Annotated in this window: 13 protein-coding genes; 9 read left to right on the plus strand and 4 right to left on the minus strand. The window is 61.1% G+C overall.

Annotated features, from left to right (window positions below; genetic code table 11):
* Nucleotides 1–114 precede the first annotated feature (114 nt).
* The 7 genes from D3870_RS19120 to D3870_RS19150 are packed head-to-tail and all read left to right on the plus strand — an operon-like array spanning nucleotide 115 to nucleotide 10152.
* Nucleotides 115–2037, plus strand: coding sequence for an ABC transporter permease (locus D3870_RS19120; RefSeq protein WP_119742551.1), 1923 nt, complete (start codon nucleotides 115–117; stop codon nucleotides 2035–2037).
* On the plus strand, nucleotides 2037–2816 hold the full coding sequence (locus D3870_RS19125) for an ABC transporter ATP-binding protein (protein ID WP_119742553.1): 780 nt from the start codon (nucleotides 2037–2039) through the stop codon (nucleotides 2814–2816). The genes D3870_RS19120 and D3870_RS19125 overlap by 1 nt, the downstream gene beginning before the upstream one ends.
* Nucleotides 2816–3592 carry an ABC transporter ATP-binding protein gene (locus D3870_RS19130; RefSeq protein ID WP_119742555.1) on the plus strand — a complete coding sequence of 259 codons (777 nt, stop codon included), beginning with the start codon at nucleotides 2816–2818 and terminating at the stop codon, nucleotides 3590–3592. The genes D3870_RS19125 and D3870_RS19130 overlap by 1 nt, the downstream gene beginning before the upstream one ends.
* A gap of 13 nt (nucleotides 3593–3605) precedes the next feature.
* On the plus strand, nucleotides 3606–4094 hold the full coding sequence (locus D3870_RS19135; protein WP_119742557.1) for a (2Fe-2S)-binding protein: 489 nt from the start codon (nucleotides 3606–3608) through the stop codon (nucleotides 4092–4094).
* Entirely contained in the window at nucleotides 4091–7678 is a 3588-nt protein-coding gene (locus D3870_RS19140) for a molybdopterin cofactor-binding domain-containing protein (protein ID WP_119742559.1), read from the plus strand. Before D3870_RS19135 ends, D3870_RS19140 begins: the two co-directional genes overlap by 4 nt.
* Nucleotides 7679–7706: 28 nt before the next feature.
* Nucleotides 7707–8894, plus strand: coding sequence for an acyl-CoA dehydrogenase (locus D3870_RS19145; RefSeq protein WP_199710820.1), 1188 nt, complete (start codon nucleotides 7707–7709; stop codon nucleotides 8892–8894).
* Between the two features lies 1 nt (nucleotide 8895).
* Nucleotides 8896–10152, plus strand: a complete 1257-nt coding sequence (locus D3870_RS19150) for a CaiB/BaiF CoA transferase family protein (protein ID WP_119742561.1) — start codon at nucleotides 8896–8898, stop codon at nucleotides 10150–10152.
* Nucleotides 10153–10543: 391 nt separating this feature from the next.
* On the opposite strand, the gene D3870_RS19155 is transcribed toward D3870_RS19150, so the two are convergent.
* The 4 genes from D3870_RS19155 to D3870_RS19170 form a co-directional block, all read right to left on the minus strand.
* Nucleotides 10544–11671: a 2-aminoethylphosphonate--pyruvate transaminase gene (locus D3870_RS19155; protein ID WP_119743140.1), complete on the minus strand. Its 1128-nt coding sequence runs from the start codon at nucleotides 11669–11671 to the stop codon at nucleotides 10544–10546.
* Between the two features lie 74 nt (nucleotides 11672–11745).
* Entirely contained in the window at nucleotides 11746–13473 is a 1728-nt protein-coding gene (locus D3870_RS19160; protein ID WP_119742563.1) for a putative 2-aminoethylphosphonate ABC transporter permease subunit, read from the minus strand.
* The gene (locus D3870_RS19165) at nucleotides 13470–14570 is read right to left on the minus strand and encodes a putative 2-aminoethylphosphonate ABC transporter ATP-binding protein (protein WP_242490104.1); all 1101 of its coding nucleotides are present in this window, start codon (nucleotides 14568–14570) and stop codon (nucleotides 13470–13472) included. Before D3870_RS19165 ends, D3870_RS19160 begins: the two co-directional genes overlap by 4 nt.
* Nucleotides 14571–14679: 109 nt before the next feature.
* Nucleotides 14680–15729, minus strand: a complete 1050-nt coding sequence (locus D3870_RS19170; RefSeq protein ID WP_119742567.1) for a putative 2-aminoethylphosphonate ABC transporter substrate-binding protein — start codon at nucleotides 15727–15729, stop codon at nucleotides 14680–14682.
* 242 nt (nucleotides 15730–15971) lie between these two features.
* Between D3870_RS19170 and D3870_RS19175 the strand changes: the two genes are divergently transcribed.
* Entirely contained in the window at nucleotides 15972–16658 is a 687-nt protein-coding gene (locus D3870_RS19175) for a phosphonate utilization associated transcriptional regulator (protein ID WP_119742568.1), read from the plus strand.
* A gap of 32 nt (nucleotides 16659–16690) precedes the next feature.
* On the plus strand, nucleotides 16691–17917 hold the full coding sequence (gene phnA / locus D3870_RS19180; RefSeq protein WP_119742570.1) for a phosphonoacetate hydrolase: 1227 nt from the start codon (nucleotides 16691–16693) through the stop codon (nucleotides 17915–17917).
* The last annotated feature ends 2 nt before the right edge of the window (nucleotides 17918–17919 follow it).

Here is a 17919-nt window from a genome sequence, read left to right on the forward strand (position 1 = left end):
ATCTCCACCGGATGCGCTTGCATTGAGGTTTGAGATTCCTCGCTTCATTCGGAATGACGATAAAGGCGATTTTGCCGTACGCACTTCACATTCCGCTGAAAGAAGGCACGGTTCATGAACTTTTCCAGTTTCGCGGTTCAGTTACTCAATGGTCTGGCGGGCGCCTCGTCGCTCTTCCTGGTGGCAGCCGGACTGTCGTTGATTTTTGGCGTGACGCGCATTGTCAATTTCGCGCATGGCTCGTTTTACATGGTCGGTATTTATGTCGCCTATACGCTGGTCGAGCGACTGGGCGGCGGCATGAGTTTCTGGCTGGCGTTGGTGCTGGCCGCGCTGGTGGTCGGTGTACTCGGCGCAGTGGTGGAGATCGTGCTGTTGCGCCGCATTTATCGCGCGCCCGAATTGTTCCAGTTGCTGGCGACCTTTGCCCTGGTGCTGGTCATCAAGGATGCCGCGTTGTGGTTGTGGGGGCCGGATGAATTGCTCGGGCCGCGTGCGCCGGGATTGTCCGGCTCGGTCACCATACTCGGGCGTCAGTTTCCTCAATATGACTTGTTCCTGATCGTTATCGGGCCTGTCGTACTCGGCTTGCTCTGGTTGCTGCTGACGCGCACGCGCTGGGGCACATTGGTTCGTGCCGCCACACAGGATCGCGAGATGGTGAGCGCGCTGGGCGTGAATCAGGCTTGGCTGTTCACCAGCGTTTTCGCATTGGGTGCCGTGCTTGCAGGATTGGGGGGCGCGTTGCAGCTTCCGCGCGAACCGGCGAATCTGGAAATGGACCTCATCACGATCGGCGCCGCATTTGTCGTGGTCGTGGTGGGCGGCATGGGGTCGATTCCCGGTGCGTATATCGCCGCCTTGCTGATCGCAGAGGTCAAGGCGATCTGCATCTGGCTGGGACTTGTCGATGTATTCGGCGTCAGCGTGTCGTTCTCCAAATTGACGCTGGTCGTGGAGTTCCTTGTGATGGCCGCGGTGCTCGTGGTTCGTCCTTGCGGACTGCTGGGGAGGCCGCAGGCGCCGAGTCGCAGTTACGGCGCGGCGGAAGAACCGTTGCGCCCCGCGCACAAGCTGTACAAGCTGGCAGGAGTGGTGCTCGTCGTGGCGCTGGTTGTCTTGCCGCTGTTGATGAAAGATTCGCCATACATGACCGTGCTGGCGATCGATCTGATGGTGGCGGCATTGTTCGCGGCCAGTCTGCACTTCATCATGGGACCGGCCGGGATGCATTCGTTCGGGCACGCCGCGTATTTCGGACTGGGCGCATATGGCGCAGCGATGCTGGTGCGCAGCTTCGGCTTGCCGATGGAAGCATCGCTGGTGGTTGCGCCATTGTTGGCGGCTGGTGGGGCGCTGCTGTTCGGCTGGTTCTGCGTGCGTCTGTCGGGGATTTATCTCGCGATGCTGACCCTGGCTTTTGCGCAGATTACTTGGGCGATCTGTTACCAATGGGATGCCGTTACCGGCGGCAGCAACGGTTTGACCGGCGTGTGGCCGGCACCGTGGTTGGCCGACAAGACTGCGTACTACTATCTCACTCTTGCGGTTGCGCTTGCCGGTATCCTGCTATTGCGCCGCATGCTGTTTTCACCCTTCGGCTACGCCATGCGCGCCAGCCGCGACTCCTTCCTGCGGGCCGATGCCATCGGGATCGACGTGAAGCGGATGCAATGGGTCGCATTCACTGTCGCCGGCTTGTTCGCGGGTATCGCGGGCGCGCTGTTCGCATTTTCCAAGGGCAGCATTTCGCCGGAAACGCTCCACGTCAGCAAATCGGTGGATGGCATCGTGATGGTCATGCTGGGCGGCATCCAGACCCTGATCGGCCCCATCGTCGGCGCGGTCACCTTCAACTGGCTGCACGACACGATTGCGCGCAGCACCGATTACTGGCGCGCGACGCTGGGTGCGATCATCCTGCTGCTGGTATTGCTCTTTCCCCAGGGGATTGCCGGTTTCGTGCGGCAATTGTTTGAACGCATCGGGCGCAACAGTAGCAATGACGGCAAGACCGAAACGAAGGAGGCACACTGATGAGCCTGTTGACAGTGACCAACCTCGGAAAGTCGTTCGGCGGCGTCAAGGCAGTCGACGGCATCAGCTTCGATCTCCACGCGGGCGAATTGCTGGCATTGATCGGCCCGAACGGCGCAGGCAAGTCCACCACCTTCAACATGGTGAACGGCCAGCTCACAGCCGACGTGGGATCGATCAAGTTCGATGGCAAAGAGCTGGTGGGACTCAAGCCTCGCGAAATCTGGCGACTGGGCGTCGGCCGCACTTTCCAGATTGCCGAAACGTTCTCTTCGCTGACCGTGGTCGAGAACGTGCAGATGGCGCTGCTGTCCGCTGACAGAAAATTATTTTCGATGTGGCGTCCCGCTTCTGCGCACAAGCGCGAAGAGGCATTGGCCTTGCTGGATCAGGTCGGCATGGCGGCGCAGGCGGACCGCCCATGCAGCGTGCTTGCCTATGGCGACGTCAAGCGCGTCGAACTCGCCATCGCGATGGCGAACAAGCCCAAGCTCTTGCTGATGGACGAACCGACTGCCGGCATGGCACCCAAGGAACGCAACGAGCTGATGGCATTGACCAAGAAACTGGTGACCGAACGCAACATGGCGGTGCTGTTCACCGAGCACAGCATGGATGTCGTCTTTGCCTACGCCGACCGCATGATCGTGCTGGCGCGTGGTCGCCTGATCGCAGGCGGCGCGCCGAAAGATATCCGCGATCATCCGAAAGTGCAGGAAGTCTATTTCGGCACCGGCAAGACGTTTGAAAAAGAAAAAACATCCAGGGAGATCGCGTGATGCGCGTCACGGCAGACAATGCAACGCAGGGAGGGGCAGCCGGCCCCGTCAAGGAAACACTGCTGGACGTCAAGGCGCTCAGTGCATGGTATGGCGCGGCGCAAATCCTGTTCAACGTCGATCTCGATGTCCGTCGCGGCGAAGTCGTTGCCCTGATGGGACGCAACGGCGCGGGAAAATCGACGACGCTCAAGGCCATCATGGGCCTGGTGCCGAAACGGCGCGGGGCATTGTCCTTCATGGGACACGATGTCTCGACCTCGCAGCCGCATGAAACGGCAGCGCGCGGGCTGGGCTTCGTGCCGGAGGATCGCCGCATCTTCACCGATCTGAGCGTGATGGAAAACCTCGATGTCGGACGTCAGAAAAAACGTCATTGGCCCGATGGTTCGCTGGCTCCGGTGTGGACGCCGGAGCGCCTGTTCAAACTGTTCCCTAACCTGGGAGAAATGCCGAATCGCCCCGGCGGCCGCATGAGCGGCGGCGAACAACAGATGCTCACGGTGGCACGCACGCTGATGGGAAACCCGTATCTGGTCTTGCTGGATGAACCATCGGAAGGGGTAGCGCCGGTGATCGTCGAGCAGATGGCACAGATGATTCTGGAGTTGAAGGCGGAGGGCGTGAGCATTCTTCTGTCGGAACAGAACATGCATTTCGCCGAGCTGGTTTCCGACCGGACCTACGTGCTGGAAAAAGGCCAGATCCGCTTCGAGGGATCGATGGAAGAACTTGCCGCCAACGAAGCCGTCAGGCAAGCCTATCTCAGCGTATGAGCCTGCACGCGGAATGAACACATCGCCTTTGCGGGTGACGGTGAACGGACAGCAGTGTTGCCTCGATGTGCCGGGCGACGCGCCGCTGCTGTTCGTGCTGCGCAACGATCTCGGACTCAACGGGCCGAAGTATGGCTGCGGCCTCGGGCAGTGCGGTGCCTGCACGGTTCTGATTGATGGCAAGAGTGCGCGTTCCTGCGTGATTCCGACAAGCGGTGCCGCCGGTAGGCATGTGACGACGCTGGAGGGACTGGGTAGCAAGACAGCGCTGCATTATGTGCAGCAAGCATTCATCGAGGAACAGGCCGCGCAATGCGGTTATTGCCTCAACGGCATGATCATGTCGACCGTTGCGCTGTTGCAAAAAAATCCCTGTCCGACCGACGAGCAGATCAGGAATGCGCTTGCACATAACCTGTGCCGTTGCGGCACGCATGTCGAAATACTGAAGGCGGTCCGGCGTGCCATGCAACTCGCCGCCGCGGAGAAGGAGCCGAAATGACCCGTCGCGCCGACACGCCGTACAGCCGGCGTGATTTTCATGAAGCGCAGGGCGTGCTGCTGATCACGCGCGAGCCGCCGCCTGCGCCACCGCCGGTGAAAGGTCAGCCAGCCGCAGTGCCGGGAAATCCCGCTGAAGGTGTCGAGATTCTGATTGCGGTCTGGGACGACGGCAGCGTCACCGCATTGAGCGGGCATGTCGATCTCGGAACCGGCATTCGCACCGCACTCGCGCAGATCGCGGCGGAAGAACTCGACGTCCGCATGGACCAGATCAACATGGTCCTTGGCGATACCACACGCGCGCCGAACCAGGGTGCCACTATTGCCAGCGCATCGATCCAGATTCATGCCAATCCCTTGCGTGCGGCCGCGGCGCAGGCGCGCGCATGGCTGCTATCTCAGGCAGCGGCGCATCTTGATGCCGCAATCGACGAACTGGAAGTCAACGGTGGAATCGTGTCGGTGCGCGGAAATTCGGAGCACGCGATCAGTTACGCCGATCTTGTTCGGGGACGCCACACCGCCTTGCTGCTCGACTTGAATACGGCGGTGAAGCGGCCCGAGGATTATCGTCTGGTCGGACAGAGCACGCCGCGCGTCGATATTCCGTCCAAGGCCGTGGGCGAGCTGACTTTCGTGCATGATGTGCGCGTGCCGGGGATGCTGCACGGTCGCGTGATCCGGCCGCCATACGCCGGTGCCGACCATGGCGACTTCATCGGTAATACGCTGGAGTCGGTCGATGAAAGTTCGATCGCACATATTCCGGGTATCGTCACGACGGTCGTGATCGGCGACTTCGTCGGCGTTGTCGCGCTGCGCGAGGAACATGCGGAGCAGGCGATGCGGGAGTTGGCCGTGAAGTGGAAGGAATGGCCCGCCTTGCCCGACCTCGCCAATCTCGAAGTGGCGCTGCGCGACAACCCTTCCACGCGCAGGGTGGTCGCCAATCAGGGCGACGTCGATGCTGCACTCGCCAATGCCGCGGTGCGCATGGACAGGACGTATGTCTGGCCTTACCAGCTGCATGCATCCATCGGGCCTTCCTGTGCGGTGGCCGATTGGCATGCCGAACGAATGACGGTATGGGCGGGAACGCAAAACCCGCACGTCCTGCGCGCGGATCTCGCCAAGCTCATGGACCTGCCCGATGTCGCCATCGACGTCATCCGCATGGAAGCGGCCGGATGCTATGGACGCAACTGTGCCGACGATGTTGCGGCGGACGCCGCGTTGCTATCGCGCGCGGTCGGCAGCCCGGTGCGCGTGCAACTGACCAGAGAGCAAGAGCACCAATGGGAGCCGAAGGGCGCGGCGCAATTGATGGAAATCCACGGCGGCTTGAATGCCGACGGCAGCGTTGCCGGCTACGATTTCCAGACTTCCTATCCGTCGAACGGTGCCGTCACGCTGGCGCTGCTGCTGACCGGAAAAGTCAGTCCGCAGCCGATTGCCTACGAAATGGGCGACCGCACTTCGGTGCCGCCCTACGATTACCAGAACCTCCGTGTGACGATCAACGACATGGCGCCGATCCTGCGCGCGTCGTGGCTGCGCGGCGTATCCGCATTGCCCAATTCGTTCGCGCACGAGTGTTACATCGACGAGCTGGCCGCCGAGGCGGGTGTCGATCCGGTCGAATATCGTTTGCGCTACCTGAAGGACGACAGGGCCGCCGAACTGCTGCGTGCCACGACCGAGCGCGCCGGCTGGATGCCGCATGTGAAGCCGCAGCAACAGGAAGCCGACGGTGATTTTCTCAAGGGGCAGGGTGTCGCCTATGCTCGCTATGTCCATAGCCGCTTTCCCGGCTTCGGCGCAGCCTGGGCAGCGTGGGTCGCGGATGTGGAAGTCAATCGCAACACCGGCGAGGTCCACGTGCGGCGCGTCGTGGTCGGTCACGATGCCGGTCTGATGATCAATCCGGATGGCGTGAAACACCAGATTCACGGCAATGTGGTGCAGACAACCAGCCGCGCGCTCAAGGAAGAGGTCAAGGTCGATGCGCGAACCAACACAGTCATCAGCAAGGAGTGGGGAAGTTATCCGATCCTGAATTTCCGCGAAGTGCCCGTCATCGACGTGATGATGATGCCGCGCAACGATCAGCCGCCGCAGGGGGCGGGCGAATCCTCATCGGTGCCGGGGACCGCCGCCATTGCCAATGCCATTTTCGATGCGACCGGTATCCGTTTCCGGCAGCCGCCCTTTACTGCCGAGCTGGTCAAGGCGGCCTTGAGTCCGCCGCCGGCCGAGCCCGCAAACCCGCCACGCACGCGCCGGCCATGGTGGGCGGTTCCGGGCGCCTTGCTGGCGGGAGCGATGGGAATCGGCGCGGCCATGCTGGGATGGAAGTCCGCCATTCCCGAGGTGACGCGCATCGATCCGTCGATCTACTCGGCGGAGGTCATCGAACGCGGTCGCCGTCTGGCCGCCGCAGGCGACTGCTCGGTGTGCCATACCGCGTCCAACGGCGTGCGCAATGCCGGAGGGCGGGCGCTGGACACGCCGTTCGGCAAGATTTACACCACCAATCTGACACCCGATCCGGAGACCGGCATCGGCAAATGGTCGTTCACCGCTTTCCAGCGCGCGATGCGCGAAGGGATTTCCCGCGACGGTCACCATTTGTATCCGGCCTTTCCCTACACTTCGTTCACCAAGACCACCGACGACGACCTGATGGCGATCTATGCCTATCTCATGTCGCAGGAGCCGGTGCGGGCCGAAGTGCCGAAGACCGCATTGGCATTTCCGTTCAGCGTGCGTCCGCTGATGGGATTGTGGAATGCGCTGTACCTGAAACCCGGCCCGGAAACCGCCGATCCGGCGCGTTCTGCGCAATGGAATCGCGGCGCGTATCTGGTGAATGGACTTGGGCATTGCACCGCATGCCACACGCCCCGCAATGAACTGGGTGCGGAAAAATTCGGGAAGTACTATCTGGGCGGCGCGATGGTTGAGGGTTGGGAAGCGCCGCCGCTGACCGCTATTACTCACGCGCCGGTACCGTGGAGCGAAGAAGAGTTGTTCCGCTATCTGCGCCATGGACATACCGAGCATCACGGCGTGGCGTCGGGGCCGATGCTGCCAGTAGTGCAAGAACTCGCAGCACTGCCGGAAACAGATGTGCGGGCAATGGCGCACTACCTCGCGTCTTTCAATACGCCGGTGTCGGAGCAGGAGGCGAAGAAGGCTTCGCAGGAACTGGTTACTGCCTCCAGGCTCGGTGCGGAACGCGTCGTCAACGCCGATAGCCGGCTTTTCACGACGGCATGCGGCAGTTGTCATCACGACGGCGATGGACCTGCCTTGGTGGGCGTCAATCGTCCGCTTGTATTGAACAGCAATCTGCACAGCAGCACACCCGACAATCTGGTGCAGATCATCCTGCGTGGTGTTCGTGAAACCGCAAGCCACGATGCCGGCTACATGCCCGCATTCATGCATAGTTTGAACGACCAGCAGATTGCGCAGATCGCCGCTTACATGCGGCAACGATATGCGCCCGACAAACCTGTCTGGAACGATATAGAGAGTACGGTTGCGCGATTGCGCAATGCCGAGCACGCGAAAAATTGATTAGCCAATCACCATCGAAGGAGTTGTCATGAGTTTGTCCAAGGCCAAAGCAAGTTTCCACTGGGATGATCCGCTGCTGCTGAACGAGCAGCTGACCGACGAGGAACGCATGGTGCGCGACGCCGCGCATGCCTATTGCCAGGACAAGCTGCAGCCGCGCGTGCTGGAAGCCTTCCGCCATGAGAAGACCGATCCCGCGATCTTCCGCGAAATGGGCGCGCTCGGCCTGCTCGGCCCGACCATTCCCGAGCAGTACGGCGGCCCCGGCCTGAACTACGTCAGCTACGGCCTGATCGCGCGCGAGGTCGAGCGCGTCGATTCCGGCTACCGCTCGATGATGAGCGTGCAATCCTCGCTGGTGATGGTGCCGATCCTTGAATTCGGCAGCGAGCAACAGAAACAGAAATACCTGCCGAAACTGGCGTCCGGCGAATGGATCGGCTGCTTCGGCCTGACCGAGCCGAACCACGGCTCCGATCCGGGTTCGATGGAAACCCGCGCCCGCAAGGTGCAGGGCGGCTTCAGCCTCACCGGCAGCAAGATGTGGATTTCGAACTCGCCGATTGCCGATGTGTTCGTCGTGTGGGCCAAGGATGATGAAGGCGAAATCCGCGGCTTTGTGCTGGAAAAGGGCATGAAGGGCCTGTCGGCGCCGGCGATCCACGGCAAGTTCGGCCTGCGCGCCTCGATCACCGGCGAGATCGTGATGGACAACGTGTTCTGCTCGAACGAAAACGCCTTCCCCGACGTGCGCGGCCTGAAGGGCCCGTTCACCTGCCTCAATTCCGCCCGCTACGGCATCGCCTGGGGCGCGCTGGGTGCCGCCGAAAGCTGCTGGCACACCGCGCGGCAGTACGTGCTCGACCGCAAGCAGTTCGGCAAGCCGCTGGCGGCCAACCAGCTGATCCAGAAGAAGCTGGCCGACATGCAGACCGAGATCACGCTCGGCCTGCAGGGTTGTCTGCGCCTCGGCCGCATGAAGGACGAAGGCACGGCGGCAACCTCGATCACCTCGATGATGAAGCGCAATTCCTGCGGCAAGGCGCTGGACGTGGCGCGGCTGGCGCGCGACATGCTGGGCGGCAACGGGATTTCGGATGAGTTCGGCGTGATCCGGCACATGGTGAATCTGGAAGTGGTGAACACCTACGAGGGCACGCACGACATTCATGCGCTGATTCTCGGCAGGGAGCAGACCGGCATCGCCGCCTTCTGACATGAACACTGCAACTCCATCGGCGCAGGAACAATCCTCGTCCCTGCAGGGCATCAAGGTGCTGGACCTGTCCCGCGTCCTTGCCGGCCCTTGGTCGGGACAACTGCTTGGTGATCTCGGTGCGGACGTGATCAAGGTCGAGCGCCCCGGAGCAGGTGACGACACGCGTAGTTGGGGGCCTCCCTGGCTGCGCGATGAAGCAGGAAACCCGACCGAGGATGCCGCCTACTTTTTCAGCGCCAATCGCAACAAGCGTTCGCTTGCCATCGATATCAGCACGGCGCAGGGACAGTCACTGATTCGCGAGCTGGCATGCAAGGCGGATGTGCTGCTTGAAAATTTCAAGGTCGGCGGACTCAAGCAATACGGCCTGGACGCCGAATCGCTGCTGAAACTCAATCCGCGATTGATCTATGCGTCGATCACAGGCTTCGGCCAGGACGGTCCCTATGCGACGCGCGCCGGCTACGACTTCCTGATTCAGGGCATGGGTGGCCTGATGAGCGTGACCGGGCGGCATGAACGGGAAGAGGGCGCCGGACCGCAAAAGGTCGGCGTTGCGCTCACCGATGTCATGACCGGACTGTATGCCACCGTCGGTGTGCTGGCGGCGCTGGCCGCCAGGGAAAAGACCGGCAGAGGGCAGCACATCGACGTTGCATTGCTCGATGTGCAAGTGGCCGCCTTGGCGAATCAGGCGGCCAATTACCTCATCGGAGGCATCGTCCCCGAGCGCATGGGTAATGCGCATCCGAATATCGTTCCCTATCAGGACTTTCCGACAGCCGACGGCGACATGATTCTCGCCATTGGAAACGATGCGCAGTTTGCCCGCTTCTGCGAGGTTGCCGGTCATCCCGAATGGGCAAGCGATGCGCGTTTTTCCACCAATCGCGCCCGCGTCGAAAACCGTGCGACGCTATTGCCCCTGATTCGGCAAGCGACCGTATTCCGCCCGACGCAGGAATGGATTGTCGCACTTGAACAGGCGGGTGTTCCGTGCGGGCCGATCAATCGCATCGATCAGGTATTCGACGACCCGCAAGTGAAAGCGCGGCAACTACGCGTGACGCTGCCGCATCCCGTCGCAGGCACGGTGCCGCTGGTCGCCAATCCGATCCGGCTGTCGGAGTCCCCAGTTCAATACCGGCGTGCTCCGCCATTGCGTGGCCAGCATACGGATGAAGTGCTCGCCGACTGGCTTGGCTTGTCCGATAACGAGCTGCGACGACTGAAGGATGATGCGGTCATCCGGTAGTCGGCGTAGCCTTGTCGTTTGAGGGATGTGTCAGGAAGGTTATTTAATGAGGCATAATTTGTCTTATGTAAAATCATGGCGCAGATGGACGTATATTGACAACGCACGCAATCCCTCGGCGATTGAAGTAAAAGCGTCGGCTTTCAGAGGAAAAAATCGGCCGGCGTGATGCCGGCCAAAAAACACCTCACCTTGATGACAAGAATTTGCGGATTGTGCGACGCCCGTACCGCTGGTTATATGTGTCTCCGACGCATAGCCAGAAGGACGCACGTCGACCGGTATCGGTTGCAGCAATTGGCAACTGCGATGATCGAGTAGGCGGCGATCAGGGTTTTGTGTGCCACCTGCGCGCCATGAAGTCGATCCTGGGCGCGCAAGCGGCACTTCCCTATGCAGCCACAACCGATTCGCTTATTCCCATCTCGATCAACGCATCGCGCATGGCATTGACTGCCTGCCGCATTTCCGCGGCACCGATCGCGCCGATGCAGCCGACGCGGAAGGTTTCGGCCTGCGTCAGCTTGCCCGGATACAGGATGAATCCCTTGTCCCGCACGCGGTTGTAGAAGTCCTTGAAGTTGTACTTCGGGCTGTCGGGTGCGTGGATGGTGACGATGATGGGTGCCTGGATTTTCGGATCAAGAAACGGTTTCAGTCCCAGTTCTTCCATGCCGGCCATCAGCGTTTCGTAGTTGTTCGTGTAGCGCGCCAGGCGGGCGCGCTGCCCTCCTTCGGCGACGAACTGGTTGAGCGCCTCGTGGAAGGCCATCACGATGTGCGTCGGCGGTGTGAAGCGCCACTGCGTGGTCTTTTCCATGTAGACCCATTGGTCGTAGAGGTCGAGCGACAGCGACAGCGAGTTGCCAGCGGATTGTTCCAGCACGCTCCTGCGCGCAAGAACGAATCCCATTCCCGGAGGGCCTTCGATGCACTTGCCGCTGGCGGCGATCACGGCGTCGAAGGGCACGCTGCGGGCGTCGATTTCCAGCGCGCCGAAGGAACTCATCGCGTCGATGATCAGGCTTTTGCCGTGACGCGCGATGACCGAGGCAATTTGCGGCAGCGGATTCAGGATGCCGGTGCTGGTTTCGCAATGGATCAGGCCGACATGGGTGATGCTCTTGTCGGCGGAAAGTAGGCGATCGACGTCGGCGGCGGTGGTCGGCACGTGCTCCGCGGTCTCGAAGACCGACACCTTGCGTCCCATCATTTCCACCAGACGCGCCATGCGCTTGCCGTAGGCGCCGTTGATCAGGATCAGCATGTGGCCGTTGCGCGGCACCAGCGTGTTGACGGCGGCTTCGACCGAGAAGGTGCCGCTGCCCTGCATCGGCACGCAGACATGCGTTTCGTGGCCGTGAATGATGTCGAGCAATTGCTTGCGCACCTTGGCGGTGACGGCGTTGAACGCGGCGTCCCAGGATCCCCAGTCGCGCAGCATGGCGTTCTTGGTTTGCAGGGACGTGGTCAGCGGGCCAGGTGTAAGAAGAACAGGATCTCGGCTAACTAGACTCATGGTTTTCATCCTCGTATTGGTAATGACACAGCACACAACGGTTGCGAACGTGACGCGCTCGCGGCGTTTTCAATCTAGCTTCTCCAGCCCTGCGTTCTCTTGAGCAGGACTCGCGTTGCCAGCGCATACAGCAGGCAGACTCCGGTCGAAGTGAACACGATCAGCGTGGCCATGGCCGCCGCCGGTCCGATCTCGCCCGCCTCTTCCAGGTTCAGGATCGCCACTGAAGCGAGCGTGCTGTCCGGCGAGTACAGGAACACCACTGCCGAAATCGTCGTCATGGCATTGACGAACAGGTAGCGGCCGATGTCCAGAATCGCCGGCAGGCACACCGGCACCGTGACGCGGAAGAAGGTCTTGTAGAACGGCACCTTCAGCGAGGCAGACACTGCTTCGAATTCGTTGTCGATCGCCTTCAGGGCCGTGACTGCAGTGAGATGGCTGGAGGTGTAGTAATGGATCACGGTCGATACGACCAGGATGGCCATCGTGTGGTACATGAAGTTCAAGGGGTTGCCCGGCTCATTGAAGAACAGGATGTAGCCCAGACCCAGCACCAGTCCCGGCACGCCCATCGGCAGTACCGCCAGCAGCCGGATGATGGGCCGCACGCTGTCCATGCCGCGCGTCTTCTCGGTGAGATACGCTGTGCCGAACACCAGCGTGATGCCGGCCACGACCACCCACAGCGCGAGCTTCACGCTGTTGAAGTACGACTCCAGGATGCCCCCTTCCACCAGGCCGAAATAGTAGTGGCGCAGGCTGAACGAGAGGTCGTAGGGCCACAGCTTGATCACCGAGGTGAACATGGCCATGCCCAGCACGCCGAGCATGAAGATCGAGATGAGCGAGCAGTAGGTGAACATCGCGGCGTCGAACAGCTTGTTCTTCTTCGGCACGTAGGGTACGGCGCGGGCGGAAAGCTGGGCGCGCAGCTTGCGGCGGATGATGATGTCGATCGCGAACGCGACCAGTGCCGGCAGCAGGAGCAGCAGGCTGACGACCGCGCCCTTGTTGAAGTTCTGCTGTCCGATCACCTGCTTGTAGACGTCGATCGACAGGACGTTGAAGTTGCCGCCGATGACTTTCGGCACGCCGAAGTCGTTCACCGTAAACGTGAACACGACGAGCGCGGCGCTGATCAGGCCGTATTTCGCGCCGGGCAAGGTGATCGTCCAGAACTTGCGGAGGCGGCTGGTGCCGAGCGATTCCGCTGCCTCATACAGGCGGCCGTCGGCCATCGTCAGCGCGGTGATGAGGATCATCAATGCGTGCGGGAACACGCCATAGCATTCGCTGATGATGATGCCGAGCGGTCCGTAGATCGAGGTGCTGCCGAGCAAATGCTTCAGGATGCCCTGCGTGCCGAACCACTGGATGAAGGAGATTGCGGCCAGCAGCGACGGCGCGAGGATGGGCACGAGCGAAATCGTGCGGAACATCGATTTGCCCGGCATCGTGCTGCGCGTGAGCGCGTAGGCGAAGGTGAACGCTGCGGGGATCACGATCACCGTCACCGCACTCGCCATCAGGAAGGTGTTGAGGATGGACTGCTGCAATGCCGGCGTCGACATGTAGTCGATGAACAGGCTCAAGCCGACGAAGTTGCCGTCCTTGTCCTGCACGCTCTTGACCAGGATCGCGACCACCGGCAGCAGCAGGAAGATGCAGAGGATCGCGCACACCAGCAGCAGCAATACATGCGCAATGCGGTCGTGCCAGTGGTTCTGCTGCCGTCCGGCGGCGGTCGGGCGCGAGGCGACCGGCGGAGGCGCGGCGATGGTCGCCGCCGTCGGCTTCATGCGGCCCCCGCTGTGCAACGGTGTTCAAACACGCGCGCGCGGTCGGGCACGATGTCGATGCCGGTGCGGCTGCCGACGGTCAGACCGGATTCCTCAAGCTGGTTCAAGGGGATCGAGGTCAGCACCGGCTGATTCTCCATGCCCTCCACCGTCATCGTCAGATAGCTGTGCGAGCCGAGGAATTCGATCTTCTGGATGACCGCCACTGCGCATGGCGCAGCGCCGTCGGTCTTGCGTGCAACAAAGTCTTCCGGCCGCAGGTAGAGCTTGACGGTCTGTCCGGCGGGCACGTGATGCAGGGTCGCGCCGCAGCCCAGTTCGACGTTGCCGAGCCGGAAGCGGCCGCCGCCCAGCGATTCGCCATGCAGCGCATTGACCTTGCCGACGAATGAGGCGACGAAGGACGATTTCGGCTTGAGGTAGATTTCCTCCGGCGTACCGATCTGTTCGATCACGCCATGGTTCATCACGACGATGCGGTCGGCCATGCTGAGGGCTTCTTCCTGATCGTGCGTGACCATGATGGTGGTGACGCCGAGCCGTTGCTGCAGCTGGCGTATCTCGCTGCGCAGGCGCACCCGTTCGAGCGCGTCGAGCGCGGACAGCGGCTCGTCGAGCAGCAGCAGGCCGGGCGAAGTTGCCAGCGCGCGCGCCAGCGCGATGCGCTGCTGCTGGCCGCCGGACAGCTGGCCGGGATATTTCTTGCCGCTGTCGGGCAGGCCCGCCAGTGTCAGCAATTCCTGTACGCGCTTGTTGATGTCCGCTTTCGACTGACCGCGATTGACGAGGCCGTAGGCGACGTTGTCGTGGATCGTCAGATTGGGGAACAGCGCATAGGACTGGAACACGATGCCGTAATCGCGCTTGATCGGCGGCAGCCAGGAAATGTCCTGGCCGGACTGGCTGATATTGCCCTCGTCCTGGATTTCGAGTCCCGCGATGATGCGCAACAGGGTCGTCTTGCCGCAACCGGACGGTCCGAGGAAACAGACGAACTCACCTTTGGCAATATCGAGTTCGATATCGTGCAGGGCATTGAAATTGCCGAACGACTTTTTGATGCCCTTCAGTGACAGGTAATTCGCTTGCATGCTCATTTGGTGGGGTCTCCTTCCAATCATGGCCGGGCTGGCTGTTGCAGTTTTTCCGGGCATGCGCAGCCTGTGTCGAGCAGGCTGCGCATGTTCAAGCTGTTTGATGCACTGATTAACTGCCCTTCGCCTCCGCCTTCGCGTTGTAACGCTTGCTCCATTCGGTCAGGATGCGGTCGCGGTTCTTCGCCGCCCATTCGAAGTCGTTGGGCTTGACCAGCATGCTTTCATAGTTGTCGGGGATACCTTCCATCTTCTGGGCGACGCCCGGGTATGCCACGATGGCCCACCAGGTGGAGCTGATCTGGTTCGCTTCCTTGCTCGCCATCCAGTCGACGAGCTTCTTGGCGGCGTCCAGCTTCTTGGTGTTCTTGATGATGCCGCTGGCCTCGATGTCCCAACCCAATCCCTCCTTCGGGAAGATCAGGTCGATCGGCGCTCCGCTGCGCTGCACCTGATGCGCGCGGAACTCGAAGGAAATGCCGATCGGGAATTCGCCTGCGCCGGCCTGCTTGCAGGGCTTGGAGCCGGAGTGCACGTATTGCGCAATGTTTTCATGCAAGGCATCCATGTACTTCCAGCCCTCGGCCTCGCCCCACATCTGCAGCCAGGCGGTGACGTCGAGATAGCCGGTGCCGCTGGAAGCCGGATGCGGCATGCTGATCTTGCCCTTGTAGATCGGCTTGGTCAGGTCTTTCCAGGTTTCCGGCTTGGGCAGGCCCAGCTTCTTCGCTTCGACGGTGTTGTAGCAGATCACGGCACCCCATACATCCATGCCGACCCATGCCGGCGGCTGCTTCTGGTCAGAGTAGCGCCGCGTCAGTTGCGAAAAACCGACCGGTTCGTACGGCAGCATCATGCCTTCCTGCGACAGCAAGGCAAGGCTGCTGGCGGCGAGGCCCAGCACCACGTCGGCTTGCGGATTCGCCTTCTCGGCGAGTAGCTTGGCGGTGATGACGCCGGTCGAGTCGCGCACCCAGCGGATCTCGATATTGGGATTGGCCTTTTCGAATGCGGTCTTGTAGGCCTTCATCGCGTCGGTTTCGATCGCGGTGTAAACAAGCAGCGGGGTCTTGGATTGCGCGCCGGCATCGGCGGCAAACAAACCGAGGACCGGTACGGCGGCGGCGCACAAGCGCAATAACCTGGTGAGGGAATGTTTCATCGCGAATCTTCTCCTTGTGATTAATGAGAAATCAAAAAAGATGCAGCTTCGTTGCTTTGTTACCTGTGCCTCATTGGCAATGGTCTATATCCCCAGCCCTTGCCTGTTGCAGTTTCTACCAAGCAGTACCAAAAAATAACAACATATCAAAAAAATCATAACGACAAATGAATTGTATATCGTAGATTGTAGACAATCTACATTTTTTCGCATAAAATTATTTTCACTGAAATGGAGCATGCATGAACCCTAGTGAAACCAAGCCAATTGCCTTCTTGCAGCAGCACTCGCTCCCGGATTTGGTGCAGATGGAAATCGAGCGACGCATCCTTTCGGGCGAGCTGACAGCCGGTTCGAAGCTGAATGAAGCCCTCTTCGCGGAACTGCTGGGCGTGTCGCGCGGACCGGTGCGCGAAGCCTTTCGTGCGCTCGAAGCTTCCGGCCTGGTAAAGCAAGAAAAGAACCAAGGTGTGTTCGTACGGCAAATCTCGGTGGAAGAAGCCGACGAGATTTACGAAGTCCGCGCCTCGCTGGACGAACTGGTGGGACGCAAGCTGGCGCAGCAGATCACGGAAGAACAGCTGGCCCAACTGCGCGACATGCTGGCGCGCATGGATCAGCATGTCGACAACAAGAACGTCGACGCCTACGCCAAACTGAATCTGGAATTCCACGACACCCTGGTGCAGATGGCCGGCAACCGCAAGCTGCTGGATACCTACCGCCGTCTGGTGAATGAACTGAACCTGTTTCGCCGCACGGCACTGGGCCAGAAAGGTTCCTTGCCGATTTCCACGCGCGAGCACCATGACATTGTCGACACCATTGCCAGCCGGGATGCCACGGCAGCCGGTGAAATGATGCGCGCTCATGTCATGGAGAGCGTGAGCCGAATGCATAAAGCCCGGGCAGGCAGCACGCCCAATTGATTTTCCCTCTAGCCACCATGAAAGGTTGACTGATGACTGCCACTACTATTAGCGTCAATGGCCGCACGTACCAATGGATGGAACGCCCCGTCGTGATCGTGTGCGTCGACGGCTGCGAGCAAGAATATATCAACCAGGCCATCCAGGCCGGCGCGACCCCTTACCTGGCAAAACTGGCGAAGAGCGGCACGGTGCTGGCCGGCGATTGCGTCGTGCCCAGCTTCACCAATCCGAACAACCTGTCGATCGTGACCGGCGTGCCGCCGGCGGTGCACGGCATCTGCGGCAACTTCTTCTACGACGCGCAAGCCGATGCGGAAGTGATGATGAACGATCCGAAGTACCTGCGCGCCGGCACGGTGCTGGCGGCGTTTGCGGATGCGGGCGCGAAGGTGGCGGTCGTCACCGCGAAGGACAAGCTGCGCAGCCTGCTCGGCCACAAGATGCACGGCATCTGCTTCTCGGCGGAAAAGGCGGACCAGGCCGATCTGAAGGAATACGGCATCGAGAACGTCGTGTCGCTGGTCGGCATGCCGGTGCCGTCGGTGTACAGCGCCGAACTGTCGGAGTTCGTGTTCGCCGCCGGCGTGAAGCTGCTGGAAAAGGTGCGGCCGGATCTGATGTACCTCTCCACCACCGACTATATCCAGCACAAGTTCGCACCCGGCACGCCGGGCGCGAATGCGTTCTACGCGATGATGGACCGCTATCTGGCGCAGCTCGATGCCCTGGGCGCGACCGTCGCGGTGACTGCCGACCACGGCATGAATGCCAAGACCGATTCCGCCGGCACGCCGAACGTGATCTACCTGCAGGACACGCTGAACGAGATGCTGGGCGCCGGCAAGACGCGCGTCATCCTGCCGATCACCGATCCCTATGTCGTGCATCACGGCGCGCTCGGTTCCTACGCCACCGTGTATACCGGCGAGGACGTTGATCCCGTTGCACTGGCCGCGCGTATCAGGGCCATTTCCGGTGTCGAGGTCGTGTTGAGCCGCAAGGAGGCTGCGGAACGCTTCGAACTGCCGCCCGACCGCATCGGCGATCTGGTGGTGGTGAGCGAACGCCTGACCGTCATCGGCACCTCGGCCTCGAAACACGACCTGTCCGGACTCGACCTGCCCTTGCGCTCGCACGGCGGCATCTCCGAACAGCGCGTGCCGCTGCTGCTCAACCGCAAGCTGAAAGGCGCGCATGGCGTGGCCCGGCTGCGCAACTTCGATGTGCTGCATCTTGCGCTGAACTGCGCGCAGTAAAC

The organism is Noviherbaspirillum cavernae, from assembly GCF_003590875.1.
Lineage (GTDB): Bacteria > Pseudomonadota > Gammaproteobacteria > Burkholderiales > Burkholderiaceae_D > Noviherbaspirillum > Noviherbaspirillum cavernae.